Genomic DNA, 26,670 nt, shown 5'->3' on the forward strand with positions numbered 1-26,670 from the left:
TTTGCTTCTTCATAGGTAACTCTTTTGCCTCATGTTCAGTTCGACGCACGGTAAAGTCCGTGCGTATTGATGTAGCTGAGTACCGCGTCGGGTACTAAAAAACGGACTGATTTGCCGCTGCCAAGCAGCGAGCGAATCAGCGTGGCAGAAACTGCCAGAGGCGTCTGCCAGATAAACGAAATCTGCCCGCCGGGCCCGCTTAATGACTGCGGGTCACTGGTACTGCGTGCAGCCAACAGATCGCGCAGCGCCTCGGGTGCATCAATATCGGCATCCGGGCGCTGCAGCACCAGAATATGGCAGTGCTGCAACAACTCTTGCCAACGGTGCCAGCCTGGCAACCCACAAAAAGCATCCCAGCCCAGTAACAAAAACAGCTGATCGTCTGGCGCCAACTCCGCGCGAAACGACTCCAGCGTGTCGATGCTGTAGGAATACTGCTCACGCTTTAGCTCACGGTCATCGACCATAAGCGGCGCCAGCCCTGCAACCGCTTCGGCCACCATCGCCAAACGATCCTGGGGGCTAACCTGCGGTGTATCGCGATGCGGTGGACGAGCGCTGGGGATCATCCGCAGCTCATCCAGCCCCATAAATTCGGCAACTTCCAGCGCACTGCGCAAGTGGCCAATGTGCACCGGATCGAAGGTGCCGCCAAACAGGCCGATACGTTTAGGCATTCTGCCCGCGCAACTGACCGTCACCGATCACTACGTATTTTTCGCAGGTCAGGCCTTCAAGCCCGACCGGACCGCGAGCATGCAGTTTATCGGTAGATATGCCGATTTCCGCGCCCAAACCATACTCAAAGCCGTCGGCAAAGCAGGTCGGGGTATTCAGCATTACCGAACTGGAATCGACTTCGGCAAGAAACTGCCGGGCCTGTCCCTGATGCTCAGTAACGATTGAATCAGTGTGGTGCGAGCCGTAATGATTAATGTGTTCAATCGCCTGCTCCAGGCCATCAACCACACGAATCGACAGGATCGCATCGAGGTATTCGCTATTCCAGTCCTGCTCGGTAGCCGCAACCGCCTCAATCACCTCAAGCGTACGCGGACAGCCGCGCAACTCGACGCCCTTGGCACGGAACTGTTCGGCCATGGCCGGCAGAAACTCGGCGGCAACAGTTTTGTCGACCAGCAGCGTTTCCATCGCCCCGCAAATGCCATAACGGTAAGTCTTGGCATTGAAGGCAATCTGTTGCGCCTTGGCCAAATCAGCACCGGCAGCCACGTAAACATGGCAAATGCCGTCGAGATGCTTGATGACCGGCACCCGCGCATCACGACTGATGCGCTCAATCAGGCCTTTGCCGCCACGCGGCACGATCACATCAACAAACTCGGGCATGCTGATCAAGGCGCCCACCGCTGCACGATCAGTGGTTTCAACCACCTGAACAGCTGCTGCCGGCAATCCGGCTTCGGCCAAACCGGCCTGGATGCAGGTGGCAATCGCGCGGTTGGAGTGAATAGCTTCTGAGCCGCCGCGCAATATAGTCGCGTTACCGGACTTGAGGCACAGGCTGGCCGCGTCGATGGTCACATTCGGGCGTGACTCGTAAATAATCCCGATAACACCCAGTGGCACGCGCATCTTGCCAACTTGAATCCCGGACGGACGGTAGCTCATATCGCGAATCGCACCGACCGGATCGGGCAAACCTGCGACCTGGCGCAAGCCTTCAATCATGCCGTCGATACGCGCCGGCGTCAGGGCCAGACGGTCGAGCAATGCAGGCTCAAGCCCGTTCGCACGGCCTTTGGCCAAATCCTGTTCATTGGCTTCGGTGAGTGTTTGCCGGGCAGCATCCAGTGCGGCGGCAGCAGCCAGCAGCGCACGGTTTTTCTGCGCGGTCGAGGCGCGCGCCACGACGCGCGAAGCACTGCGGGCTTCACGGCCAAGGCGGGTCATGTAGTCAAGCACGGACTCAGTCATGGTCTCGATAGGCCTGGCGGGAAATAAAGCGGCTGATTATAGCGGGGCCGAAGCCCCACGCACAGCAGTGCTGGGCGGATGGTCAACCACTGGAGCATTATTTTGTCGAAATAGTCGCTGAAAGCTCTGTTCAAGCGGTTAAATCAGCGGAACTGGGGCCTTCATGAAGTTTTATCCAGCCTTGTCGCCCGCCAATTGCGCACACGTATTAACGACATTGCCAAGGGTAGAGTAAGAAATGCCGCCGTGCTGTCAGATCTCGCCACACTTTATAGTCGAACTCCCGATACGCCCCCGACTCAGATGAACCAACGCGCAATTGTTATGATCACGCCTGTTATCCAGGTCCATTCACCGCCAGCCGAAACCCAAACGTATGCAGCCAACCCCAGCTCAGCCCTTTGCAGATGCCGAAACAAGGGCTTTACCCGATAGCTTTTTCGACCGCGATGCCTGCACCCTCGCCCGGGATTTACTCGGCAAAGTCATCCGCCATCGTCACGGCGACCTCTGGCTGAGCGCCCGCATCATTGAAACCGAGGCCTATTACTGCGCAGAGAAAGGCAGCCACGCATCGCTGGGCTACACCGAAAAACGCCGGGCGCTGTTTCTCGACGGCGGCCACATCTATATGTATTACGCCCGCGGAGGCGACTCGCTGAATTTCAGCGCTCAGGGGCCTGGCAATGCTGTACTGATTAAATCCGCTTTCCCGTGGCTGGATGGCCCCGATGCCGACGCGCAACTAGCCCGCATGCACAGCAATAATCCGGATGCGCGCGGCGGTGCGCGCCCACTAGAGAAACTCTGCGCCGGACAAACCCTGCTGTGCAAAACGCTCGGTCTCAAGGTGCCCGACTGGGACGCCAGGCGCTTTGATCCACAGCGTTTGTGGGTCGAAGATGTCGGCCAGTGCCCGCAACTAATTGTGCAAACCACCCGTTTGGGCATTCCACACGGTCGCGACGAGCAACTACCCTACCGTTTTGTCGACCACGGTTATGCTCGATATTGTACGCGCAACCCTTTGCGCCGCGGCCAAATGGAAGGCCGTGACTATATCTGCCTGCCATCAACGGAGCTTCATCAATGAGTCAATGGCTTGATAGCATCACCACTTGGCTGGCAGCCAACCCCCACTGGCTTGGCGCGGCGGTTTTCATCGTCGCCTGTACCGAGTGCCTGGCCATCGCCGGCATTATTGTGCCAGGCACCATTTTGCTGTTTGCCGTTGCGGTCATGGCCGGTAGCGGTGCGCTCAGCCTTGGTGAAACCCTACTGCTCGGCTTTGCCGGCGGTTTGCTCGGCGATGTGCTGTCTTATACGTTGGGCCGCTACTTCCATCAGGACATCCGCCGCCTGCCTGGCTTGCGCACTCATCCGCAGTGGTTGAGCGCCGCCGAGAACTACTTCCGCCGTTACGGTATCGCCAGCTTGCTTGTGGGCCGATTCATTGGCCCGCTTCGGCCGATGCTGCCAATGGTTGCCGGGATGTTCAACATGCCGGCGCTGCGTTTTTTCGGAGTCAGTCTGGTAGCGGGCGCAGGCTGGTCTATCGCCTATCTGATGCCGGGATGGGCAACCGGCGCGGCCTTGCGCTTGCCGCTACAAGAAGGGTTCTGGACCCAGGCCGCAATTGTCGGCGCCAGCCTGGCCTTGTTTTTGGGCGCCAGCATCCAGCTCGCCGTGCGCGCTTCATCGCGCAGCAGCATGATCAACGCCGCGCTCAGCCTGCTGCTGTTGATTGCCCTGATGATCGGCTGGCCGCATTTATCGGCCTTCGATAACGGCCTCATGACCCTGACGCAAGAAGTGCGTACAACCGGCTTCGACTCCATTGCCGTATTCGTAACCCTACTGGGTAACTTCGTCCCGCAACTGGTTGCCGGTGGCGCGTTGGTCGTCCTGCTGTTGGTCACCAAGCAATGGCGCGCCGCGCTGTTTGCCGGCACCACCCTGCTCGGTACCGCCGCCTCCAATGGCGCGCTCAAAGAATGGTTCGCCCGTACCCGCCCGGAAATATTGCTGGAGCCGTTGCAAACCTTCAGTTTTCCCAGCGGCCACAGCTCGGCGGCGTTTGCCTTTTTCCTGACGCTTGGGGTTTTGGCCGGTCGCGGCCAACCGGCGCGCTCAAGGCTCAGCTGGATGCTGGTGGCCGGTTTGGCTGCATTGTCTATCGCGCTGTCGCGGATCTATCTGGGCGTTCATTGGCCGAGCGACATTCTCGCTGGGGCAATGCTCGCAACCACCTGGTGCGCACTGAGCCTAAGCATTTACCGGTTCATCGGCCCGGTGCCAGCACTGCCGCCGCGCGTGTGGTGGCCTGTTTTGGTGGTCTGTTTGGGGATTCTCGGCACGTACGCCGTATTCAATCTGAGCGACAGCCTGCTGACGTATCGCTATCTCTAATCAACCTGAGCAAGGGCGACTCAAGCGTTGAGGTCGCCCTGTAACTGATCAATCATTTCCTGCAGCACCAGCAGGCGCTCAGAAGGCGAGTCGAGCGCAAGCAGTTGCAGTTTCTGCTCGGGCAGTAAAGGCAGCAGATAGCCCAGTTGATTGGCCAGGTCCGACTGCCCACTGGCCTCGTCGCCCATGCCGAGCGAGTCAACCAGCGGATGTTGAGCCAGGGCGCTGAGCAATGCCGCCAAATCCGCATGCTCCTCACCAAGCGCCAAATCGGGCTCATCTTCGAGCCATTGGGCATCGGCCACAGTTAGCTGGTCCGGCAATACCGAGGCATGCTGCACGCGAAAACGCCGACCGCCTTCCACGCGAATACCCAGCAAGCCGTTGGGCTGCTGTTGAAAGTCCCGCACCAGCGCTTCACAGCCAATTGCCGAGAAACGCGGCGCGGCGTCGCCCACCTCTTCGCCTTCGACGATGCACACCACGCCAAAGCCTGCCGATTGCTTCATGCAGCGCCCGATCATGTCGAGATAGCGCGCCTCGAAAATCTGCAAGTCCAGCTTACAGCCGGGAAACAGCACGGTGTTCAACGGAAATAGTGGCAAATTCATTTAGCTGTCCTTAAGCAAAAACAGAAGCCCCGTGGGACTCCACGGCAAATCGATTCTCGGCATGCTGGCTCAACTCCAGAAAACCACGGCCAGCGGCAGCAATACCGCCGTCAACATGCCCATCAGGCTCATGGCCAACGCGGCAAAGGCTCCGCATTCCTCGCTTTCCTGCATGGCGCGCGAAGTGCCTACAGCGTGAGCGGTTATCCCCAGCGCCAAGCCCATGGCGGCCTGATGCTTAACTCGGCATAGCTTCAACAGCGTCGGCCCGAGAATCGCGCCCGCCACCCCGGTGAGCATTACAAATACCGCCGCCAACGCCGCCGTACCGCCGATCTGATGCGCCACCAACATGGCAATCGGTGAGGTGACCGATTTGGGCGCCATACTCATCAGCATGATTTTTTCAGCGCCGAACAACCATGCCAGGCCAATACCCAAAACGGTCGCAACCGTACCGCCAACCAGCAGTGTCAAAACTGTAGGCCAGAACAACTGGCGTATCCGGCGCAGATTCAGGTACAGCGGAATGGCCAGCGCCACAGTCGCCGGGCCAAGGAAGATAGTCAGCGCATCGGCACTGGCTTTGTAGTCGTAGTAACTCAGGCCGCAGAGCAACAGCACAGCGATCAATAACAGCATCGACACCAATACCGGCTGCAAAAATACCCAGCGGGTTTTCTCATAAGCGGCCACGGCAATCTGATAAGCGCCCAGGGTTATACCCGCGCCAAACAACGGATGGTGGGTCACGGCGTTCCAGGCGCCGATCCAGTCCAGAGTCATGCGTCACCCCGCTGGCGCTGCTGACGCTCAATCAACCGCTGCATGAACCAGCCGGCAAACACCATCGACAGCACCAGCGATAACACCAGCGCACCGACCACCGCCCAGAAATCCGCAGCAATGGCATCGGCATAAACCATCACCCCAACTGCCGGCGGCACCAGCAGCAGTGGCAAGTACTTGAGCAAACTGCTGGCGGCCACGCTGAGCGGCTCGGCCACTTCGCCGCGCAGCAGCAGGTACACGAACAACAGCATCATGCCGATGATCGGCCCGGGCAACATGTGCAGCACCAGAACATTCAGCGCCGTGCCGAGCAATTGGCACAGTACCAGCCAAGACAAACCACGTAGCAACATCAAACATCTCCAGATAAGTGATGACATGCATCACTGCAGTGCCGACGCGCAGGCTGCATATTGCAGCACTGAATGCGCAATCGGCAGCTCATAATGCTGATCATTATAGGCCGATGCTGCCAAGCTCTATACCTGATCATTCAACAACTCATTGCTTGCTTGACCGTCACGGTCGGGCGTGATGATCTTGGGCTGAGGGATTTAAGCCCCGCACCCATAAAAGACTCGTCTCCCATGGAGGGACTATGCCGTTAGTACCTGTCGCTGAGTTGGCCAACTATGTTGGTAAAGAATTAGGGCGTTCTGAATGGTTGAATATCGATCAGGAGCGAATTAATAAATTTGCGGATTGCACGGGCGACCACCAGTTCATCCATGTCGACCCGGAAAAAGCCAAGCAAACGCCGTTTGGCGGCACCATCGCTCACGGCTTTCTGACCCTCTCACTGATCCCGGTGCTGATGGAAAGCATTCTGGTGCTGCCGCAGGGCCTGAAGATGGTGGTCAATTACGGCCTGGACAGCGTGCGCTTCATTCAACCTGTTCCGGTTAACTCCAACGTGCGTCTGGTCGTGACCATGACCGAAGTGACCGAGAAAAAACCTGGCCAATGGCTGGTCAAGGCTAATGCTGTGCTGGAAATCGAAGGTCAGGAAAAACCGGCCTATATCGCTGAGCCTCTGTCGCTCTGCTTCGTCTGAGCCACTGACTCAAGCATTAGGCGCCAACCCGCGCCTAATGCTGAAATGACATGCGGCAAAAGCACGCTGAGCTTTTTTCAGTGCCACCCTCTGCCACACCGCGACGAATGCGGCATACTCAGGCAACTGCCAATTCGCGGACCTGATTCATGCGCGCCCTTGTTAGCTGCACCTCCCTAAGCCTCGTGATGCTGCTCGCGGCCTGCGACAACGGTACGCCGTGGTTGCCGCCAGACGCGACCTTACCTGACGGCAGCCACTACCACGGCAAAATTGTCGATGGCTTGCTGCAAGGTTCGGGGCGCCTTGAATACCGCAACGGCGACTGGTTCGAGGGAAACTTCAAAGACGGTTTGTTTGACGGCCAGGGCGAATGGCAAAGCGCTGATGGTGAGCATTACACCGGCACTTTCAGGAAAGGCGAATTCTCCGGCAACGGCCACATCGAGCGCCGCGACGGCAGCATCTACACCGGCGGTTTCCGCAATGGCCTGTATTCCGGGCTGGGCAAACTCGAAGAGGCTGACGGCAGCAGCTACCTTGGCAACTTCAGCAATGGTTTGGCCGAAGGTCAGGGCGTGCGCAGCGAAGTCGACGGCACGCAACTGACCGGCACGTTCAAGGCCGGCAAGTTAACGGGCTTGGGCACCCTTAAAACCAACGAAGGCGACCTTTACAGCGGCCAGTTCGAAGACGGCATGTTCGCCGGACAAGGCCGTTTCAGCAATTCGCTGGGCGATACCTGGAGCGGGCAATTCACCGACAACAGCCTCAATGGCCTGGGCCGATACAAAGGCACAGATGGCGCTGAATACTCGGGCGAGTTCAAGGACTGGCAATTTCACGGTCAGGGCGAATTGCATCTGGCCGACGGTCGCCAATACAAGGGCAGCTTCCGCTACGGCGAATATGCCGGCAATGGCACATTGACCGAAAAGGACGGCAGCCAGCAGAAAGGCTACTGGCAAAATGGTCAGCGAGTCCGCGATGCAGCCGGCAAGCCCCTGCCCGATCCACTGGAAACCGGCTTGCTGAAACAGGGCAAACTGCTCGATAACGCACTGGCAAACGTGCCACCTTCGACCCCGGCGATCGAACTGTATACCTTGGTACTGGCGGGAGATGGCAGCCAGAGCGTGTTCATGCGCGAGGCCGACTATGTAACCGACCTGCTCAAGCAACGTTTCGCCGCGCGCGGTCAGATCGAACTGGTTAATCATCGCGATCACCTGGCCGACCGCCCGCTGGCCACTCTGGAGAACCTGCGCCTGGCTGTTGAGACACTGGCCAAACGCAGCGGCCCTGAAGATCTGCTGTTTATCTACATGACCAGCCATGGCTCGCGCAGCCATCGCCTGAGCCTTGAACAGCCGCGCATTGAGTTGCGTGATTTGTCGGCGAACGAGTTGGCGACAATACTTAAACCACTCAAGCAGCGGAACAAGGTCGTGGTTATTTCAGCTTGCTACTCCGGTGGTTTCATTGCCCCCTTGCAAGATCAATCGACCCTGATCATGACCGCCGCACGCAAGGATCGCGTGTCATTCGGTTGCTCGGATGATAACGACTTCACCTACTTTGGCCGCGCCCTGTTTGCTAACGCGCTGAACCAGACCGATGACCTGGAGCGTGCGTTCGAACTGGCCAAGAGCGAAGTGAGCCAGCGCGAAAAGGAGGATAACTTCGACCCCTCCGAACCGCAGATTGCGCCGGCAAAAGCGGTTACCCGGCAGTGGCAAAAAATGCGCGCTATCCAGGCAGAACGAGCCCTTAACTCCCCGACTGAAGCAGCAGCAAAATCTGTGAAGCACTGAACATTGCGACTTAAAACGACGAAGTTTTCCTCCAGCCTGATAAGCTCAATGGTATCTACGGAGAGTTCGAGACCATGTATTTGACGCCCCAGAATATTTTACTTGCCGGTGCCACCGGCTTGACTGGTGAACACCTGCTGGACCGATTACTAAACGAACCCACTGTTGAGCGCGTCCTTGCCCCAACGCGCAGGCCACTGGCTGAACACCCGCATCTGGAAAACCCGGTAGGTGAATTGCTCGATTTACTGCCACAGCTGGACGGTAAAGTTTGCACCGCCTTCTGCTGCCTTGGCAGCACCATCAAACAAGCCGGCTCGCAACAAGCGTTCCGCGCCATCGACCACGACCTGATTGTTGCTTTCGCCGCACGGGCACGCGAGATGGGCGCAAGGCATTTGCTGGTAATCAGCGCGTTGGGCGCCGATGCCGACTCTTCGGTGTTCTACAACAAGGTCAAGGGTGAAACAGAAGAGTCGCTGAAAGCACAAAACTGGCCGCAGCTGACAATTGCGCGGCCATCGCTGCTGCTCGGCTCGCGTGATGAAGCACGGCTTGGCGAGCAACTGGCGGCGCCCGTTATGCGCTGGGTGCCCGGCAAGTATCGCGGGATCGAAGCGACCGTGCTGGCACGTGCGATGTGGCGTCTGGCGCTGGAAGAAGACGCCGGTGTGCGCATTATCGAGTCCGACCAACTACGCAAGCTTGGCCGCTGAGCCGGAGAATCTCATGAGCGTTACCCATAACAGCCTGATTGAAGCACTCGCCTCGGCAGACATGCTGGAAATCGACGGCCTGTATGCATGGCAATTCAATCTGGACAACGAGCTGCTGGCGCAAGTCAGCGCGGGCTCGGCCTCCGGCGACAGCCAAAACCAACCGCTGCTGACACTTGAATGCATTGACGGCCGTGATCGTCGCCACTGGAGCTTCTCGTTGAGCCAGATTTCGGCGGCGAAGTTCGATGGGCAAACCGACAGCTGGATCATCAGCAATGGCGAGGGCGAGCACCACCTCAAATGCTTTGCGGCCATCAGCGGCAACAATGACGACGACGATGACGCTGTAGACGAATGAAACTCTACGACCGCTATATTCTGCCGCACCTGATCGACTTCGCCTGCGGCATGGGCGAAGTCATGAAGATGCGCCTTCTGATCGTGCCGCAAGCGCATGGCCGGGTGCTGGAAATTGGCATTGGTAGCGGCCTCAACCTGAGTTTCTACAACCCCGACACCGTCACCGCGGTGGTCGGCGTCGACCCGTCTGCCGACATGCAGAAGCTGGCAAAAGAACGCGCTGCAAAGCTGACAATTCCGGTTGAAATGATTGCCCTCGAACTGGGCCAGATCCAGGCGCCGGATGCCAGCTTCGACAGCATCGTCTGCACCTTCACCCTGTGCACAATTGCAGATTCAGTCGCCGCGCTCAAAGAGATGCGTCGGGTGCTCAAGCCAGGCGGTCGTTTGCTGTTTTGCGAGCATGGCCTGGCGCCGGAACCCGAGGTTGTACGCTGGCAGAATCGCCTCACGCCCATCTGGAAACCACTCGCCGGTGGCTGTCACCTCAACCGCGATATTCCCCAACTGATCGCCGATGGCGGCTTCACCATCGGCCAGATCGACATGCGCTACCTCCAAGGCCCTAAAGCCATGACCTACGTGTATTCCGGCTGGGCTGACTAAACCACAGGGTTGACGCTAACGCGCCAATCTTCGAGCATGGCGGGCGAACTAGATGGAGCCCCGTAATGAGCCTCGAATCCGTGCGCAGCTTTCTCGCCGAGAATGCCCCCGACATCACCATTATCGAACTCGACACCAGCACCGCGACGGTCGCCCTCGCAGCAGAGGCGCATGGCGTTGAGCCCGGACAAATAGCCAAGACCCTGGCATTTCGAATCGGCGAGCAAAATATTCTGGTGGTCGCTCGCGGCGACGCCCGCATCGATAATCGCAAAATGAAACACGCCTTCGGCAACAAAGCCAAAATGCTCGACGCCGATACCGTGGTCGAGATGACCAGTCATCCGGTTGGCGGCGTCTGCCCGTTCGGTTTGGCAAGTGATGAATTGGTGGTTTATTGCGACGAGTCGCTGCGTGCATTCAGCGAGGTGCTGCCGGCTGCAGGTTCGGTGAACAGCGCAGTGCGCATTTGCCCAGAACGCATGGCCAAGCTGGTAAATGCCCGCTGGGTGGATGTGTGTCAGTCACTTGCTGAAACACCCGCCGTGTAATTTTTTGCCGGCATGTTGCTCTACAGGCCTCAAAGTTTTTCGCAGTGAGGCCACACCATGCACCGTAACCTACTGGCAAAGATTCTTAGCTTGCCGACCGGTTTCAGCAGAGCACGCTTTCGCGGGCGCACTTACAGCGTCAGCAAGATTGTTTACAACGACGGGCTGAGTTTCAAAGTGTATGCCGAAGAACTCGGCGGCAAAGATTTCATCAGCTTCAATTACTATCAGGTCGGCTCAAACGCCACCCTCAAGCCCTGCGAAATGCCGGAGGCTAAGGTCGAGCAGTTTCTCAATGAACTGAGCCTGACCGAACCCTGCATGGCCGTGTGAGCGTTACAGCCCGCCGGTAACACTCAGGCCAACACCCAACGCGGTGGCGATGGACAGCGGCAGCAACAAGGTATCGAGCAACGCGCTGGCAGGCAGGTCCAGCGCTGCATACTCAGGCGCTTCTGCGCCGTAGCGGTCTACCGGGCAGCAGCCGCCATTGATGGCATACCAATCCAGCCGGGTACCGGCATAGACCACGGGCGCGTTGAGCTTGGCAGCATCGAGCGTGCGCACCGTGGCGCACCCGCTCAATTGCAGCACCAGCAGCGCCAGAACAACTTTACCCATAGCTGAGCGGCCAGCTCTAGCCCTCATCGGATACCTGATGATGCTCGCCCCAGCGTGGCAGCATGTCTTGCGGTACGCCGAGACAATTGAGAATGCGCGCGACGACAAAGTCGATCAGATCATCAATGGTTTGCGGCTGATGATAAAAGCCGGGCGCAGCAGGCAAAATGGTTGCGCCCATATTCGACAGTTTGAGCATATTCTCCAGATGAATACTCGAGAACGGCGCCTCGCGCGGCACCAGAATCAACTGCCGACGCTCTTTCAGGGTCACGTCTGCGGCGCGTTCAATCAGGTTATTGCAGGCGCCCGTTGCAATGGCCGACAAGGTGCCGGTCGAACAAGGCACCACCACCATCGCGCTCGGCGAACCAGAACCGGACGCGACGGGCGCCATCCAGTCCTCTTTGCCATACACCCGGATTTGCCCCGGCGCGGCCCCGGTGTATTCGCTCAAAAACTGCTGAATGGCCTGCGGTTTGGCAGGCAGGCACACATCTGTTTCAGTCGCCAGAACCAACTGTGCGGCCTTGGAGATCAGAAAATGCACCTCACGGTCTTCCTGCACCAGGCAATCGAGCAGACGCAGGCCATATTGCGCGCCAGAGGCGCCAGTCATGGCCAGGGTAATTCGTTCAGGTCCGAGCATTTAGCCCTCCAACGCTTTAGCCAGTTTGCCGTGCAAGCCGCCAAACCCGCCGTTACTCATCACCACCACTTGAGTGCCAGGCGCAACCTGTGCCTTGACGCTGGCGATAATCGCCTCAAGTGAATCACAGACCTCGGTCGGCACTGTCGAGCTGGCTACCGCGGCTGCCAAATCCCAGCCCAGATTCGCCGGCGCATACCAATACACCTGATCGGCCTGAACCACCGAAGTTGGCAAGCCTTCACGGTGAGCGCCGAGCTTCATCGAGTTCGAGCGCGGCTCGATAATCGCAATCAACTTTTGCCCGCCGATTTGCTTGCGCAGGCCATCCAGGGTGGTGGCAATTGCCGTCGGGTGATGCGCGAAATCATCGTAGATGGTCACGCCGTTCACTTCAGCGACCTTCTCCATGCGCCGCTTGGCATTCTTGAACAGGCCCAGCGCCGCAATACCCAACTCCGGCACCACGCCAACATGGCGCGCCGCCGCCAAGACAGCCAAAGCATTGGCCACGTTGTGCTGGCCGGTGAGTTGCCAGTCGACAACACCTTGCACCTTGCCGGCGAATATCACCTCAAAGCGCGAGCCGTCTTCACTGAGCAAATTGGCTTGCCATTCACCGCCCGCTCCCGTGGTTTGCACCGGCGTCCAGCAGCCCATGCCAATAACGCGCTGCAACGCGGTTTCGCTGGCCGGATGAATAACCAGTCCTTCACTCGGAATAGTGCGCACCAGATGATGGAACTGGCGCTCGATGGCCGCCAGATCAGGGAAGATATCCGCGTGATCAAACTCAAGATTATTCAGAATCGCGGTGCGCGGGTGGTAATGCACGAACTTCGAACGCTTATCAAAAAACGCACTGTCGTATTCATCCGCCTCAATGACGAAGAACGGGGTATCGCCGAGTCGCGCCGAAATACCGAAATTCTGCGGCACACCGCCAATCAAGAAACCTGGGCTCATGCCCGCATGCTCCAGCACCCAGGCGAGCATACTGCTACTGCTGGTTTTACCGTGGGTACCGGCCACAGCCATCACCCAGCGGCCTTGCAGCACATGATCGGCAAGCCATTGCGGGCCGCTCACGTAGGGCAGGCCCTTGTTGAGCACATATTCAACTGCAGGATTACCGCGCGACATGGCGTTGCCAATCACCACCAGATCAGGCGCCGGCTCAAGCGGCTGCGGTTCGTAGCCCTGAGTCAGCTGAATGCCCTGAGCCTCAAGCTGGGTGCTCATCGGTGGATAGACGTTGGCATCGGAGCCGGTGACATGATGCCCCAGCTCCTTGGCCAGAACGGCCAACGAACCCATGAATGTGCCGCAAATGCCCAGAATATGAATATGCATGAATAACCCAAACCTCAAAAAACGGACCGCATAAGCCCGACAAAATCTCGCCGCAGGTTAGCACAGCGCCAGCCTGTGCGAAGCGTCTCAACTGCTCAGAACGTGCGCCTTGGCAAAGGTTGCCAGCGCGCTGCAAAAAGACTGCATCGCGCCAAGTTATTCGATGCACGCAATCAAGCTGACGCCGCGCAGAAAAACTGAACCAAGCGCGTGCCCGTATCGTCCAGATGTTTGAGGGCTCACGCCGGCATTATCTGATCGACACCCTCAATGAGTTGCCTCAAGTACTCGATAAAATTAATGCACGTCTCAAGCGTGGGGAAACGCCGCAAAGCGTCTAACCTTGAACGATGCAGCGCGGCCTTTACTGCCCAGTCAACCGCCGGCTGCATCGGCTTTTTAATTGCAGGGGAGCTCAGCACCGCTGCAAACCTGAACATAACGGAACAACCAGAGAGGTCCGCATCATGATTTACGCCAAACCCGGTACGCCAGGCGCTGTCGTTTCATTCAAGACCCGCTATGGCAACTTTATTGGGGGTGAATTTGTTGAGCCTGTAAACGGCCAATACTTCACCAACACATCTCCTGTCACCGGTGAGGTGATTGCCGAGTTCCCCCGTTCAGACAAAGACGACATTGAGCGCGCACTGGATGCGGCCCACGAGGCTGCTGACGGCTGGGGTAAAACCAGCGCCCAGGCGCGCTCACTGATTTTGCTGCAGATTGCCGATCGTATCGAAGCCAATCTGGAAAAGCTCGCCATCGCGGAAACCTGGGACAATGGCAAAGCCGTGCGCGAAACGCTGAATGCCGACGTGCCACTGGCCGCTGACCACTTCCGCTACTTTGCCGGCTGTATTCGCGCGCAAGAAGGCACAGCCGCCGAGATTGACGAACACACCGCCGCCTATCACTTCCACGAACCCTTGGGCGTTGTTGGGCAAATCATTCCGTGGAACTTCCCGCTGCTGATGGCCGCCTGGAAACTGGCCCCGGCGCTGGCGGCCGGTAACTGCGTGATTCTCAAGCCCGCCGAGCAGACGCCGCTGTCGATTTGCGTGTTCGTTGAACTGGTCGCCGACTTGCTGCCAGCGGGCGTACTCAACGTTGTTCAGGGTTTTGGCCGGGAAGCTGGCGAGGCGTTGGCCACCAGCAAGCGCATTGCCAAAATCGCCTTTACCGGCTCGACGCCGGTTGGCTCGCACATCATGAAATGCGCAGCCGAGAACATCATTCCGAGCACCGTGGAGTTGGGCGGCAAGTCGCCCAATATCTTCTTCGAAGACATCATGCAGGCCGAACAGACCTTCATCGAAAAGGCCGCCGAAGGTTTGGTACTGGCCTTCTTCAATCAGGGTGAAGTGTGCACCTGCCCGTCTCGCGCACTGGTTCAGGAGTCTATCTACGAGCCGTTCATGCTTGAGGTGATGAAGAAGATCAAGCAGATCAAGCGCGGCAACCCGCTGGATACCGACACCATGGTCGGCGCGCAGGCGTCCGAGCAACAGTTCGATAAAATCCTCAGTTACCTCGACATCGCCCAGAAGGAAGGCGCGCAACTGCTCACGGGCGGTGCCGTCGAGAAACTCGAAGGTGATCTGGCAACCGGTTATTACATCCAGCCGACCTTGCTCAAGGGGCGTAATGATATGCGCGTCTTCCAGGAGGAGATCTTCGGGCCAGTGGTCAGCATCACCACGTTCAAGGATGAAGCAGAAGCGCTGGCAATCGCCAACGATACCGAGTTCGGCCTTGGCGCCGGCGTCTGGACGCGCGACATCAACCGCGCCTACCGCATGGGCCGTGCGATCAAGGCGGGCCGGGTTTGGACCAACTGCTATCACTTGTATCCGGCGCATGCTGCGTTTGGCGGCTACAAGAAGTCTGGCGTTGGCCGTGAAACCCACAAGATGATGCTCGACCATTACCAGCAAACCAAAAACCTGCTGATCAGCTATGACATCAATCCGCTCGGTTTCTTCTAACCGCGCTCTCCTTGCAGCCGGGTCACTCTGGCCCGGCTGCAACCTGAAGATAAAATCAAACGCTTGCTTGGATTGCGCTTTCAAAAAGCATTAGGCAGCATCAGCTTTATGCACGGGCATAGCATTTGCTTCATTTGCCGGGTTACGTCCTGCAAAAGTGCTAACTCAATCGTCCAACAGAAAGCCGAGGATCATCATGCGCATAGTCCAAGCCACGCTGGAACATCTGGACCTGCTCACCCCGCTGTTCGTTAAATACCGTGAGTTTTACGGCGAACTGCCCTTTCCCGATTCCTCGAAGGCGTTTCTCGAAAAACGTCTGCGCCGCAAAGAGTCTGTTATCTATCTGGCCCTTGCCGATGAAGAAGACAAACTGCTGGGCTTTTGCCAGCTTTACCCCAGCTATTCTTCGCTAGCGCTCAAGCGTGTTTGGATTCTCAACGATATCTACGTGGCCGAAGACGCCCGCCGCCAGTTGGTTGCAGATCGCTTGCTGCAAACCGCCAAGAACATGGCTAAAGAAACCAACGCCGTGCGCATGCGCGTATCCACCAGCCTTGATAACGAGGTGGCGCACAAGGTTTACGAGTCGATTGGTTTCACTGTCGATGAGCAGTTCAAGAACTACACGCTGCCCATCAGCAAGGATTGAACAACACTGCCCGGCGGCTTACTCGGCCAGCCCGGGCACTGATGCAGCGCAGCCGTTTTTAATGGCCGCTGACACTCACCCACAAACCTACCGCCAACTGTACAAACAATACTCCCAGCAAGGCGTAGCGCCAGACTGGCAGGGCTTTGTAGCGCGCGGTATCGGCTATTGGCTCGTGCTTGAGTGGTTGCAGCAAACCTTGCTGAAACTCCGACAGCGCATCGAATCGCGCAGCCGGAAGCGGGGCCAGCGCCCGCGCCAAGACGCCATCCCAGCCTTGCGGCAAATGCGCGGCGAATTGGCTAAGCGGCACGTAACTACTCGCGCCCGCACCGTCCGGCCGGGCAATCTCCGGCCACTGCCCGGCAACCATCCAGTAAACCAGTGAAGCCAGCGCGAACTGATCGGCACGGCCATCTAGCGTGCGACCCGCGCGTACCTCCGGTGCCAGCGGCATTGCCTCAGCCGGAAAGGCCTGACGCGCCACACCCGGTAAAATCGCCGCCCACTCAGGCAGCAACACCACATGCATATGCGCATCAATCAGAATATTGCGCGGAGCCAGCCAAAGCCCTTGCATACCACGACGTTGCAGCGCGCGCACCGCATCCAGCAGTTGCCCGAAAATGCTCATGACCTGACTGTGCGTCAGCGGCCTGCGCGAGTTGACCCAATCAAACAGGCTGACAGCGCCTTTGGCCGGCGCCTCATAAACATTAAACGCATGCAGGCGCGGCTCACGCGCCGATAAAACGCGGGGCAGACTCGGCGCCAAGCAGCGGCGTAATACCCATTCACGCTGCCAAAACGCCTCATCCGCTGACCCCTCAGCCAACCACACAATCGCCCGGCGGCCATTACAATCATCGGCATTGAATACCCGGCCAGCGGGGCCAAAAGCGCATTCATCCAGAAGCGTCCATCCATCCAGCATCTGTCCCGTAGCGCCTGCTACAGCTGGCCAGTGAGCGACCGCGACGTCTTCAGCACGGCTTTGCCCAGCCTGCGGCAGCATCAACGCAGCAGCGCCTGGCGCATTGAGCAAAGGCTGCAGTAAATCTTGCAACTCGCTTTCAGGCGTTTGTTGCTCAGCGTCTTGCATGGCCTTGAAGCGATTGCACAGCGTTTCCAGGTCGGCGACACCGAACAGCGGCTGTGGCGCCAGCAATATCATCTCGCCGCAGTTGAGCGGCAAACTGTGCTGCACCAGCGCCAACTCGGCCTGCATGCCCAACTGCAATCCATCATGCCCGGGTAAGCTGTGCAATTGGCTGTCACGGTAACGCAGCAGCCCGACTGCACCCGCTTGCAGAAATTGCGCGTGACCGGCTTGCAACAAAAGCATGCCGACATTGATTTGCGCGGTCATGCGCCCAGATTGGCGCAGATGAAACAACTGCAAATTCAGAGCAGCCAGCACCTGCCGCGCCGCCTGGGCCTCGCTCCAGGTTTCTGGTGTGCAGCGATAGTCAGCAAACAGAGCATCGAGATAATGCTCGACGTTACGCACCACATCAGTGCATTCGCGCGCCCATAACAGCACCACAATCAGCACAGGTGGTCGCCCTTGCCTGCCGGCCATCCACTCCATGCGCACGCGCGCAGCCTGCGCAGGCAGGTCGATACCGTGGCCATGCAGGAGCGTAACAGCAGGGTGATCCATGCGTTCTATCGACATCGGTGCACCTCCCTGAATATTGCCTGCCTGCGACATTGCAGCCTTTGTGCCGCCTTGCCGCAAATGGCACCGCGCTATATGGTGAAACTCCCCAATCCGGATTAATTGCCATGTGGTTGTTCAGTGACTTGCGCCGCCGACACATCCTCAAGAACAACCCGGTTGAGCCGCAGACATGGGCCGAGGTACTCAAGCGCCTGCCGATTCTGGACGGTCTGGATGCCGAGCAACTGCAGTGCCTGCGCGACCGCGCGGTGGTGTTTCTGGATCAAAAACACCTCAATTACCTGCCCGGAGTTGAGCTAAGCAAAGTCGACCGGCTAACGCTTGCCGCGCAGGCAGAGTTGCCTTTGCTGGCGCTCAGCGAAGATTTGAACTGGTATCAGGGCTTCCATGAAATCCTGCTCTACCCGGATGACTTCCTCAGCCCACAGCGCAACCGCGATGCAAGCGGAGTGGTTCATGAGTGGCAAGGCACACACAGCGGCGAGGCGTGGCTGCAAGGCCCGATTATCCTGTCGTACCCGGGCGTGCGCAGCAGCGGCGGCTGGCAGGCTTACAACCTGATCATCCATGAGCTGGCGCATAAGCTCGACATGCTCAATGGCTCTGCCAACGGCCATCCGCCATTGCATGACAACATGCATATCGAAACGTGGGCAGAGGTTATGCAAACCGCGTTCAATCACCTGAATCAGCTTTTGGATAACCATCCGCACTCACCGCCGCCCATCGATGCTTACGCGGCAGAAAACCCTGCCGAGTTTTTTGCCGTGTGCAGCGAATACTTCTTTAGCGGCCCGGATCTGCTTCACTCGGCCTATCCAAAGGTCTATGAGCAGTTCAGCCTGTTTTATCGCCAAGACCCGCTGGCACGCTTGAAATCGCTGCATGCAGCCGATCCGCTTTACCACACGCAGGTAAACCGCAGCGGTCACACGACCAACGGCTAATCCGGACGCCATAGCAACGCGCCGCGAATATGCCTATAATCGCGCCACTTTTTTCGCCGATTCCTGGGAGTCGCAACATGAGCTATAGCAAGATTCCGGCTGGTAAAGACCTGCCAAACGACATCTACGTCGCCATTGAGATCCCGGCCAACCACGCGCCGATCAAATACGAAATCGACCACGACAGCGACTGCCTGTTCGTTGACCGTTTCATGGCCACCCCAATGTTCTACCCAGCCAACTACGGCTACATCCCGAACACCCTGGCCGACGACGGTGACCCGTTGGACGTGCTGGTCGTGACACCGTACCCAGTAGCGCCAGGCGCTGTAATCCGCGCGCGCCCGGTTGGCGTACTGCACATGACCGACGAAGCCGGTGGCGACGCCAAACTGATCGCCGTACCGCACGACAAGCTGAGCCAGCTGTACGTCGACGTCAAGGAATACACCGACCTGCCAGCCCTGCTGCTGGAGCAAATCAAGCACTTCTTCGAGAACTACAAAGACCTCGAAAAAGGCAAGTGGGTCAAGGTTGAAGGCTGGGGCGACGCAGAAGCAGCCCGCGCTGAAATCACCAAAGCTGTTGCCGCTTACAAGCACTAAGCAACAACTGAAAAAACCGGCTCCAGAGCCGGTTTTTTTGTGCCTGCAATTCGGCGGACCTCAAAACAAAGTGCGCTCACCCCAGCCGTTTGATCAGCAACCCCCGATCAAGGGTGTTCAGAACAGGCCCAGTTTGCTAAAGTCACCGCCCTGCCAAACCCAAGGGTTTGCGCCACAGCATACGGCGGTAGCGATTCATCAAAAATGATTCGATACCGCCCCCTAAAAGCCGGCCACAAGCCGGCTTTTTTAATGCCTACAGATTTCTACAAAATCCACCGAACCTATACATAGCAAGGCTTTCAGCCTAATACCTGTCCATCAACAACTATCCAAAACTGGCCCCATCCAGCATAAAAGTGTGGGGACAGAAGCTGGAAGCGCAGCATTGTCTGATGGGCAAAGTCGGCCGTGATCGGCTATTTGATATCTTTCGAGTCAGCCAGCAACTGGATCGGCGCATTAGACATTGCGTCCAATGTTCGGTGCTTGCTCAGTAACCGACCTCTTTCTGATGCCGAAAGGCCAATACATAAACAGCATCATCCTCGCGCTCATGCCGATAGAGCGCCACATAACCCGAATCACCGAACTCGATAATGAGCTCACGTAACTCCGGCAGTTCTGAAAGTGGGCGACCTACTTCCGGGCCACCTTCCAAACGAGCAAATTGCCGCTCAATCGCTTGGGCCGCTCGCTGTGCTATCTATGGGCCTTTGTCGACAAGAAACTAACGATAGCGCGTTAGCCCTTGGGCAGCACCTTCAGTGATGATCAATCGTGGCACTCAGGAAGCTCCGACTCAGCCTCAGTACCCCAGGTATTGAGCCAGGCCCGAGCCTCTTGGCCAGTCAGATGAAGTCCCGTTTTCTGGTAGGCTGCCCACGACGCCAAGGCTTCCCGCTTGAAGCCCTCGCGAGCTTCTTCCCGATCGACATACTGCGCTTTCGCTTCGCGCATAATCCAGTGGGATGAACGTTGACGAAGAGCAGCCAAGTGCTGAATGCGGTTTTTCAGCTCGTCATCAATTTTGATAAAAGTTGCCATAACCGAATCCTCGTTATCTAACGGAGTTACCTCTTGATGAGATATCAGTCACCCTGCTCATCTGTCCATGAGTCCAGAAGACAGCCGATGCCACGCAGAATAGATGCCGGATGATGGAACAAAAAGCATATGAAAAAATATCCCATATGAATCTACAACTTTGAATTCATTGAGCGCAGTCATCACGCCTGCTTCTTAATGACTTCAGAAAACCCAAGCGCCCGCAGACCACAGAGAGAGTGGGAACTACACCCTCGAACTCTACCCAAGCACATACAAAAAAACCAAGAATCCCGCGCCAAGGCCTGGGTTGCTGAGGCATAGCCGCGGGATAGTTACAACTAAATCACCTAGATCACCAATGCTTTACCATTAGTGACCTACGTGACTCGCGCATACCGATACCCGGCGCTAGGGCAATCCGAGAAACCAGCGGTAGTACGGATTTTCGCCATCGGTGTAAATGAGGTCTTTTACATCGCGTGCCCAGCCGGGGCGATCGTTGTTATAGGCTTTAAGGCCGGCGGAGTAGAACAGTTGCAAGCGTTCCCACTCGTTATCGACCTCAGCTGAGTAGGCCGCTGTACTGCCCTCCAGCGGAGGCGGGCTGCGCAGCGCGAGTATGGTCGGAAGCACGCGGGTGATTTCCTTGGGGCGCACCCAGCCGGTGTATTCAATACGCGGATGGTTATCCGTTACCGGTTTTGCATCAGCGGCGTAGCGTGCGAGGCCATCGCGATCGGTTACCCACGTCGCCAGCAGCGCTGCCGGGGAATCGATACCGATTTCGCGCAATGTCTTAATCACCTTGGGTTGTTTGAAGCGCTGCTGAATCATCGGCACATTGAGGTGCATTTCGTCGAGCGAGCCGATCATCAGCATCTCGTGAAACTCTGTCGTCCACAGCGACGCATGAGGGAACACGTCGATGAAGCTGCGCACCAGCGACTGACTGTCTTCGTTGTTCTGGGTTGGCAGTGGCAACCACTGCGCGACCAAGCCACCCGGCTGCAGACGGCTGGCAGCCAGTTCATAGAAGTCACGAGAATATAAGTTAACCACGCCCGCGGCAGAAGGGGGTGGCGGCTCGAGGGTGATCAGATCGTATGGATCGGTATTTCTGAGTAACTCGCGGCGACCATCGCGAAGACGAATATCGAGCCGTGTGCCGAGGGCAGCGTCGTAGTTGCCTTTGAACAAGGGCGCGGCTTCCAGCACACCAGGTAAAAGCTCAGCCACTACCGGTTTTGTCAGCCCGTCGTAACGCAGCATCGCCCCGGCAGTGATACCAGTTCCGAAACCAATGACCAACGCCGAAGTGGGTTGCTTGTTGTGAATCAGTAAGGGCAGCAGTGCTTGCATGCGCATGTAACGCAGCGACGGCATTGCATCACCAGTGTTCGATACGCCTTGAACATACAGACGATTGAATTTGCGCTCATCGCGCCCTTGGCTGACTACTGCCACGGTATTGCCGCGGCCTTCCTGATAAAACAGTATTTCGCCATTGCGTGCACCGGGCAGCAGTTCGGCCAGCTTTTGCGGCGGTGTTACAACAGCGCAAACAACGGTGAACAAGCCAATGCACTGGATTGTGCGGCGCATGACGACGCTTACACCGGAGCCAAACCAGGCGGCAATACAACCCACGGCGCAGGCGGTTAGCGCGAGCACGCCGAGTGTGTGCACCAACCCGATTGCGGGGATCAACACCAGTCCGGTCAAGGCCACGCCGAATATTGCGCCCAAGGTATTGAGCGCGACCACTGCGCCAACATCACGCCCCACATGCGCCTTATTCACCGAAAGACGCAACGCCAACGGAAATGCTGCGCCCAGAATGGTGGTCGGTAAAAATACGACGCACAGAGCGGCCATGGCGAAGCGTGCGCACATGCCTGCGAGTTCGCTGCCGGTTATATACAGCACATAGACTTCGACCTGGCTTTGAGCGAATATCAGCCAGCGGCCGAGGCCTGCGATTTGCAGCAGCGCAAGCAGCCCTGCCAGAGAAATCAAAACGCCAAACAAGCCCCAAGGATCACGGATACGGTCCGCACGGCGCGCATAGATCGCGCTGCCGATTGCCAGCCCTAATAAGTAAGTGGCGAGCACTATCGCGAATGCAAAGGCGCGCGTGCTCATGAATGGCACTATCGACTGTGTCCAAACAATTTCATAACCGAGCGCAACACCGCCTGCGATGCAATAGAGCCCAATTGCCAGGCGTGCCTGTGCAGTGGCCGGTACTCGCTTGAAAGCGCCCGGTTCTGACAGAGACTTGTCGGCCTGACTCACCAGCATGGCCACAATGCCCGCTATCGCATTGAATATGGCAGCGGCGACGGCGCTGCCAATCACACCAAACTGCGCAATCAACACGAATGCAGCTAACAACGTACCGATGATGGCGCCGGCGGTATTGGCCGCATAGAGCCGCCCGCCTGCCTCGCCAAATCGGCCATCTTGCGGTGATAAGGCGCGCATCAATACCGGTAAGGTTCCTCCCATCAAGAATGCAGGAATACCCACCAGCGCAAATGGCAGCAGCCAGGCGAACAGCCCTACGCTGCTTTCGAGGCGGGCAAACAGCCCTGCCGATTGCGCCAATAAAATCGTCGCACCTAAGCCAAACACAGCTACCGACAACTCAAGGGCCGCGTAGAGTTTTAATGGCCGTTTCAGGCGATCTGCAAAACGACCGAAAACCAGCCCGCCCAATGCAAGCCCGGCAAAGAAAGCACTGATTGCGGTGGTAACGGCGTAAACCTCCACACCGACGATCAATGAAAGTTGTTTAACCCAAAGCACCTGATAGACAAGCGCTGATGCGCCCGAAATAAAGAGCAGAGCAGCAGCAAGAGGCATCGAGGTAGGGTTAGGCTTACGGATGGAACCGGCGGAGGAATCGTGGGATGAACGTGCGGCTGACGACATCTGAATGGCCTTATCAGGCAGAGAAAAACCTGCAACAGCGCTAGCTGCTGCAGGTTGTGAAGATGCCCAAATATCTCGGGCATTGGCATAGATCAGTTAGTCTGGGACTCTTTGGCCTCTTTCATTTTGACTTTGATCTCTTGGTCTAAACGAGCACGGACCTTGTCGATGCTGAAGCTGGCAGGAAGCTGGCTTGGCGGATAATCGACAAATGTCTGCAGGAACTTCGCAGAACGTTGAGTCGCTTGCTCAGTGATGAACAGGTTCTTGGTCAGGAAGTCGTAGTATTGGTCAGAAACAACGTCTGCACGCTCATATGGATCCATGCGCAGATTGAAGATCTTAGGCAGACGGAGGCAAACGAAAGGTTCGCTCCAGACCTTCATGCCGCCGGGCGCGCGCTGCTCGCAGAAGACAACCTTCCAGTTACCAAAACGCATACCCACCAGCTCGGTATCATCGTTGAAGTAGTAGAACTCTTTGCGTGCACCCTCGTCGGTCTTACCGGTGATGTAATCAAGCTGGTTAAAGCCATCAAGGTGAACCTTGAAGTTCTTACCATCAAGATCGGCCCCTTTAAGCAGGCGTTCTTTGATGTCTGTATCGCCTGCGGCTGCCAACAGGGTTGGGAACCAGTCAAGACCCGAGAACATTTCGCGAGAAACAGTTCCTGGCTTGATGTGGCCGGGCCAGCGGACCATCGCAGGTACGCGATAAGCCCCTTCCCAGTTTGAGTTTTTCTCGTTGCGATAAGGCGTGGTGGCAGCATCTGGCCAGGAGAACTGGTTAGGGCCGTTATCGGTGGTGTAAACCACGATGGTGTCATCGGCGATTTTCAAATCATCCAGCGACTTGAGCAGCTTACCCACGTCACCGTCGTGCTCGATCATGCCGTCGGCGTACTTATTGCCGGGCATGCCGCTCTGGCCTTTCATTGAATCACGCACATGGGTAAACAAGTGCATGCGGGTGGTGTTCATCCACACGAAGAAAGGTTTATCCGCCTTAACCTGTTTCTCCATGAAGTTGATGGCGGCTTGGGTTGTATCGTCGTCAATGGTTTCCATGCGCTTGGAAGTCAGCGCACCAGTGTCTTCGATTTTGCCGTCAGCGGAAGACTTGATTACACCGCGTGGGGAAGCAGTCTTGAGGAACTCCTGATCATCCTTCGGCCACATTGCGCGCTCAGGCTCTTCTTCGGCATTGAGGTGATAGAGGTTGCCGTAGAATTGATCAAAACCATGATTGGTGGGGAGGAACTCGTCCCGGTCACCCAGGTGATTCTTACCAAATTGACCTGTCGCATAGCCGTGCGACTTGAGTGCCTGGGCAATAGTGACATCACGCGCCTGAAGGCCCACTTTGGCACCTGGCAAGCCTACTTTCGACAGCCCTGTTCGGAAAATGGTTTGCCCGGTGATAAAGGTAGAACGCCCTGCTGTGCAGCTGTTCTCCGCGTAGTAGTCGGTAAATTTCATACCTTCCTTGGCGATGCTATCGATGTTCGGCGTTTCATAACCCACAACCCCTTCACCGTAGCTGCTGATATTGGTAACACCCACATCATCACCGAAGATAACCAATATATTAGGCTTGTCTGCCGCCAACACCGTAGATGAACCGATAGCGGTTGCAACAGCAAATGCGATCCCCGATAGCCACTTCCCTTGCATAGTCATATTTGGATCCTTCCATTGATAAATAATTACCATAGACTTTTATAGCTTTTCGCTCGACAGCTGAGTTAGCTCAGCGTTACACCAGAGCATAGTTACTGATGGAACAAGTCGAATTCAAAGTATAAACACGCTTGCAACGCTCAGTCTTAGTTAAGTCAGAAACAGGCCAGTCCTTTTGGATTGAATCGGCGTCAGTTTCGAAAGTGCCATCATTGGCAACAATATGGCCTATTGAGATCACTGCATTTTTGAAGAAATTAGCCGCCAAATCCTGTCAAAGTAGACAACATTCGTTAGTTCCGTCCGCAGCCAACTTCCTGCCAAAGTCGCAGCTACATGGAGCTCGCGGGCATATTTAATTGCGGCGAATGAACTGGCGCGCAGTGACTTTCCTCTGCAATTAGTGATTAAACGCAGAACTGCTGAAGCCTATATTCAGAATGAGATAAACATATAAACGACCAAGCAAATCCGGCCTGATTGTAATTAAAATGCAGCATTAGCAAACTGCAACAGTAATGAGCATTGCGTTTCAAAGAGTACTGTTTGTTATCAGCATTAAATCGCCTCGCTGAACTAAACAGCACTCACCACTTACAGCAACCCGCCGCCTAAGATTTAAAAAACCGCTCTCGCACCGCCGCCACTGACGCCTCCCTGAGCATGGCGATAAAAAGTTGCTCAACGTCAGTTAACAACTGATTTTCCGGGGTTACCAGATACACCTCGTTGACCGGCAGGTCGTCGTAGGGTGGCAGCTGGAAAAGAATCTTTTGTTCGACGAAGGGCTTGGCGCCTTCGACGGTCAATGCCCCGAAGCCAAGGCCGGCGAGGATCAGGCGGCGCACTTCTTCCTCGTTGGGCGATACGGCAACCAACTTGCCCCAGAACTGCAACTCGGCGCGCACTGCGCTAACCGCACTGAGGCCATCGCCTGGCTGATCACTCTCGAACGAGACATAGGCCTGGCCGCGCATATCCGCTGCAGTGAGATCCGGTTTGCCGTACAACGGATGGCGAGCACCGCAGTAAAATGCCATCTGCTCGTAACCAAGCAGGTCGAAATGCAGGCCGGTCTGGGCGGTTTTCTTGTTGCTGATACCGATGTGCAACTGCCCATGCGCAACAGCATTGACGATATCGGCGCTAGGTTGCGAGCTGAGCGTGAGCAGCACTTTGGGGTAGCGCTGATGAAACTTGACCAGCGTGTCATCGAAAGACTGGCAGCTGACATGACTGGCGACCTGAATATGCAACTCGCCAAGTACGGCATCGGCTTCACCTGCGAACTGCTCAGCCATTGAGTCGATAATGCTGCCAGCCGAAGACACATACTCGTACACCCGCAAGCCCTGCTCCGTCAGCGAGAACATGCCCTTTTTGCGGTGGATCAGGCGCATGCCCAAATGCGCTTCCAAACGCTTCAGCGCGTTGCTCACGCTGGGCTGACTGAGAGCGAGTTTGCGCGCAGCGCCGGTGATGCTGCTTTCCTCGACAATCACCAGAAATGTGTACAGCAGGTTCCAGTCCAAATTGCGCAACAAGCGCTCACGCGGCGACAGCATACGATTCTCCACCCAACCAGCGGTCATAGTAGGCGAAACCGCATGCAACAGCGTACTGGCAGAAACTCGACGCGCTTTAACCGTCA

The 26,670-nt window shown here is 56.9% G+C and carries 27 protein-coding genes and 1 pseudogene; 14 read left to right on the forward strand and 14 right to left on the reverse strand.

Features of this window, described 5'->3' with window-relative positions; translation table 11 throughout:
• Nucleotides 1-35 precede the first annotated feature (35 nt).
• Entirely contained in the window at nucleotides 36-680 is a 645-nt protein-coding gene (gene nadD / locus PMYSY11_RS17180) for a nicotinate-nucleotide adenylyltransferase (protein WP_069900744.1), read from the reverse strand.
• Nucleotides 673-1,941: a glutamate-5-semialdehyde dehydrogenase gene (locus tag PMYSY11_RS17185; RefSeq protein ID WP_069900743.1), complete on the reverse strand. Its 1,269-nt coding sequence runs from the start codon at nucleotides 1,939-1,941 to the stop codon at nucleotides 673-675. Before PMYSY11_RS17185 ends, nadD begins: the two co-directional genes overlap by 8 nt.
• A 376-nt stretch (nucleotides 1,942-2,317) precedes the next feature.
• Between PMYSY11_RS17185 and PMYSY11_RS17190 the strand changes: the two genes are divergently transcribed.
• Both PMYSY11_RS17190 and PMYSY11_RS17195 read left to right on the forward strand, forming a co-directional pair.
• Entirely contained in the window at nucleotides 2,318-3,034 is a 717-nt protein-coding gene (locus PMYSY11_RS17190) for a DNA-3-methyladenine glycosylase (protein WP_150547546.1), read from the forward strand.
• Complete coding sequence (locus PMYSY11_RS17195; protein ID WP_150547547.1) at nucleotides 3,031-4,350, forward strand: bifunctional DedA family/phosphatase PAP2 family protein; 1,320 nt, start codon at nucleotides 3,031-3,033, stop codon at nucleotides 4,348-4,350. Before PMYSY11_RS17190 ends, PMYSY11_RS17195 begins: the two co-directional genes overlap by 4 nt.
• A gap of 20 nt (nucleotides 4,351-4,370) precedes the next feature.
• Here PMYSY11_RS17195 and PMYSY11_RS17200 read toward each other — a convergent pair whose 3' ends face one another.
• From PMYSY11_RS17200 to PMYSY11_RS17210, 3 genes are all read right to left on the reverse strand, one after another.
• The gene (locus tag PMYSY11_RS17200) at nucleotides 4,371-4,961 is read right to left on the reverse strand and encodes an LON peptidase substrate-binding domain-containing protein (RefSeq protein WP_069900740.1); all 591 of its coding nucleotides are present in this window, start codon (nucleotides 4,959-4,961) and stop codon (nucleotides 4,371-4,373) included.
• Between the two features lie 69 nt (nucleotides 4,962-5,030).
• On the reverse strand, nucleotides 5,031-5,747 hold the full coding sequence (locus tag PMYSY11_RS17205; protein WP_069900739.1) for an LrgB family protein: 717 nt from the start codon (nucleotides 5,745-5,747) through the stop codon (nucleotides 5,031-5,033).
• The gene (locus PMYSY11_RS17210) at nucleotides 5,744-6,106 is read right to left on the reverse strand and encodes a CidA/LrgA family protein (RefSeq protein WP_090514676.1); all 363 of its coding nucleotides are present in this window, start codon (nucleotides 6,104-6,106) and stop codon (nucleotides 5,744-5,746) included. The genes PMYSY11_RS17205 and PMYSY11_RS17210 overlap by 4 nt, the downstream gene beginning before the upstream one ends.
• A 245-nt stretch (nucleotides 6,107-6,351) precedes the next feature.
• Here PMYSY11_RS17210 and PMYSY11_RS17215 point away from each other — a divergent pair, with 245 nt between their 5' ends.
• From PMYSY11_RS17215 to PMYSY11_RS17245, 7 genes are all read left to right on the forward strand, one after another.
• Nucleotides 6,352-6,807 (forward strand): MaoC family dehydratase, encoded by a 456-nt coding sequence (locus tag PMYSY11_RS17215; RefSeq protein WP_069900737.1) that lies wholly within the window; start codon nucleotides 6,352-6,354, stop codon nucleotides 6,805-6,807.
• Nucleotides 6,808-6,956: 149 nt separating this feature from the next.
• Nucleotides 6,957-8,621, forward strand: a complete 1,665-nt coding sequence (locus PMYSY11_RS17220) for a C13 family peptidase (protein ID WP_150547548.1) — start codon at nucleotides 6,957-6,959, stop codon at nucleotides 8,619-8,621.
• 74 nt (nucleotides 8,622-8,695) lie between these two features.
• Nucleotides 8,696-9,337 (forward strand): oxidoreductase, encoded by a 642-nt coding sequence (locus PMYSY11_RS17225; RefSeq protein ID WP_069900735.1) that lies wholly within the window; start codon nucleotides 8,696-8,698, stop codon nucleotides 9,335-9,337.
• Between the two features lie 13 nt (nucleotides 9,338-9,350).
• Entirely contained in the window at nucleotides 9,351-9,698 is a 348-nt protein-coding gene (locus PMYSY11_RS17230) for a DUF5629 family protein (RefSeq protein ID WP_150547549.1), read from the forward strand.
• Nucleotides 9,695-10,306 carry a class I SAM-dependent methyltransferase gene (locus PMYSY11_RS17235; RefSeq protein ID WP_150547550.1) on the forward strand — a complete coding sequence of 204 codons (612 nt, stop codon included), beginning with the start codon at nucleotides 9,695-9,697 and terminating at the stop codon, nucleotides 10,304-10,306. Before PMYSY11_RS17230 ends, PMYSY11_RS17235 begins: the two co-directional genes overlap by 4 nt.
• A gap of 65 nt (nucleotides 10,307-10,371) precedes the next feature.
• Entirely contained in the window at nucleotides 10,372-10,857 is a 486-nt protein-coding gene (locus tag PMYSY11_RS17240; protein WP_090514660.1) for a YbaK/EbsC family protein, read from the forward strand.
• 57 nt (nucleotides 10,858-10,914) lie between these two features.
• The gene (locus PMYSY11_RS17245) at nucleotides 10,915-11,190 is read left to right on the forward strand and encodes a peptide methionine sulfoxide reductase (protein WP_150547551.1); all 276 of its coding nucleotides are present in this window, start codon (nucleotides 10,915-10,917) and stop codon (nucleotides 11,188-11,190) included.
• A 3-nt stretch (nucleotides 11,191-11,193) separates the two neighbouring features.
• On the opposite strand, the gene PMYSY11_RS17250 is transcribed toward PMYSY11_RS17245, so the two are convergent.
• The 3 genes from PMYSY11_RS17250 to mpl are packed head-to-tail and all read right to left on the reverse strand — an operon-like array spanning nucleotide 11,194 to nucleotide 13,480.
• Nucleotides 11,194-11,478 (reverse strand): YceK/YidQ family lipoprotein, encoded by a 285-nt coding sequence (locus PMYSY11_RS17250; RefSeq protein WP_150547552.1) that lies wholly within the window; start codon nucleotides 11,476-11,478, stop codon nucleotides 11,194-11,196.
• Nucleotides 11,479-11,494: 16 nt separating this feature from the next.
• Nucleotides 11,495-12,127, reverse strand: a complete 633-nt coding sequence (gene ubiX, locus PMYSY11_RS17255; protein WP_069900729.1) for a flavin prenyltransferase UbiX — start codon at nucleotides 12,125-12,127, stop codon at nucleotides 11,495-11,497.
• Entirely contained in the window at nucleotides 12,128-13,480 is a 1,353-nt protein-coding gene (mpl, locus tag PMYSY11_RS17260; RefSeq protein ID WP_150547553.1) for a UDP-N-acetylmuramate:L-alanyl-gamma-D-glutamyl-meso-diaminopimelate ligase, read from the reverse strand.
• A gap of 194 nt (nucleotides 13,481-13,674) precedes the next feature.
• On the opposite strand from mpl, the pseudogene PMYSY11_RS21920 reads away from it, so the two are divergent.
• The 3 genes and pseudogenes from PMYSY11_RS21920 to PMYSY11_RS17270 form a co-directional block, all read left to right on the forward strand.
• Nucleotides 13,675-13,821 (forward strand): annotated as a pseudogene (locus PMYSY11_RS21920) (phosphonoacetaldehyde hydrolase); the annotation flags it as partial.
• A gap of 126 nt (nucleotides 13,822-13,947) precedes the next feature.
• Nucleotides 13,948-15,468: an acetaldehyde dehydrogenase ExaC gene (gene exaC, locus PMYSY11_RS17265; RefSeq protein WP_150547554.1), complete on the forward strand. Its 1,521-nt coding sequence runs from the start codon at nucleotides 13,948-13,950 to the stop codon at nucleotides 15,466-15,468.
• Between the two features lie 196 nt (nucleotides 15,469-15,664).
• Entirely contained in the window at nucleotides 15,665-16,120 is a 456-nt protein-coding gene (locus PMYSY11_RS17270) for a GNAT family N-acetyltransferase (RefSeq protein WP_069900726.1), read from the forward strand.
• A 58-nt stretch (nucleotides 16,121-16,178) separates the two neighbouring features.
• Here PMYSY11_RS17270 and PMYSY11_RS17275 read toward each other — a convergent pair whose 3' ends face one another.
• Nucleotides 16,179-17,798 carry a serine/threonine-protein kinase gene (locus PMYSY11_RS17275; RefSeq protein ID WP_150547555.1) on the reverse strand — a complete coding sequence of 540 codons (1,620 nt, stop codon included), beginning with the start codon at nucleotides 17,796-17,798 and terminating at the stop codon, nucleotides 16,179-16,181.
• 110 nt (nucleotides 17,799-17,908) lie between these two features.
• On the opposite strand from PMYSY11_RS17275, the gene PMYSY11_RS17280 reads away from it, so the two are divergent.
• Both PMYSY11_RS17280 and ppa read left to right on the forward strand, forming a co-directional pair.
• Nucleotides 17,909-18,751 (forward strand): M90 family metallopeptidase, encoded by an 843-nt coding sequence (locus tag PMYSY11_RS17280; protein ID WP_150547556.1) that lies wholly within the window; start codon nucleotides 17,909-17,911, stop codon nucleotides 18,749-18,751.
• Between the two features lie 77 nt (nucleotides 18,752-18,828).
• The gene (gene ppa / locus PMYSY11_RS17285; RefSeq protein ID WP_069900723.1) at nucleotides 18,829-19,356 is read left to right on the forward strand and encodes an inorganic diphosphatase; all 528 of its coding nucleotides are present in this window, start codon (nucleotides 18,829-18,831) and stop codon (nucleotides 19,354-19,356) included.
• 493 nt (nucleotides 19,357-19,849) lie between these two features.
• Here ppa and PMYSY11_RS21925 read toward each other — a convergent pair whose 3' ends face one another.
• From PMYSY11_RS21925 to PMYSY11_RS17310, 5 genes are all read right to left on the reverse strand, one after another.
• On the reverse strand, nucleotides 19,850-20,062 hold the full coding sequence (locus tag PMYSY11_RS21925; protein ID WP_090514559.1) for a type II toxin-antitoxin system RelE/ParE family toxin: 213 nt from the start codon (nucleotides 20,060-20,062) through the stop codon (nucleotides 19,850-19,852).
• A gap of 68 nt (nucleotides 20,063-20,130) precedes the next feature.
• Nucleotides 20,131-20,403, reverse strand: a complete 273-nt coding sequence (locus PMYSY11_RS17295; protein ID WP_150547557.1) for a CopG family ribbon-helix-helix protein — start codon at nucleotides 20,401-20,403, stop codon at nucleotides 20,131-20,133.
• A 411-nt stretch (nucleotides 20,404-20,814) separates the two neighbouring features.
• Nucleotides 20,815-23,340, reverse strand: a complete 2,526-nt coding sequence (locus tag PMYSY11_RS17300) for a fused MFS/spermidine synthase (RefSeq protein WP_420830063.1) — start codon at nucleotides 23,338-23,340, stop codon at nucleotides 20,815-20,817.
• A 92-nt stretch (nucleotides 23,341-23,432) separates the two neighbouring features.
• The gene (locus PMYSY11_RS17305) at nucleotides 23,433-25,019 is read right to left on the reverse strand and encodes an arylsulfatase (RefSeq protein WP_150547558.1); all 1,587 of its coding nucleotides are present in this window, start codon (nucleotides 25,017-25,019) and stop codon (nucleotides 23,433-23,435) included.
• Nucleotides 25,020-25,630: 611 nt separating this feature from the next.
• Nucleotides 25,631-26,584 (reverse strand): LysR family transcriptional regulator, encoded by a 954-nt coding sequence (locus PMYSY11_RS17310; protein ID WP_150547559.1) that lies wholly within the window; start codon nucleotides 26,582-26,584, stop codon nucleotides 25,631-25,633.
• Nucleotides 26,585-26,670: the final 86 nt, after the last annotated feature.

The organism is Pseudomonas marincola, from assembly GCF_900682675.2.
Classification (GTDB): Bacteria; Pseudomonadota; Gammaproteobacteria; order Pseudomonadales; family Pseudomonadaceae; genus Aquipseudomonas; species Aquipseudomonas marincola.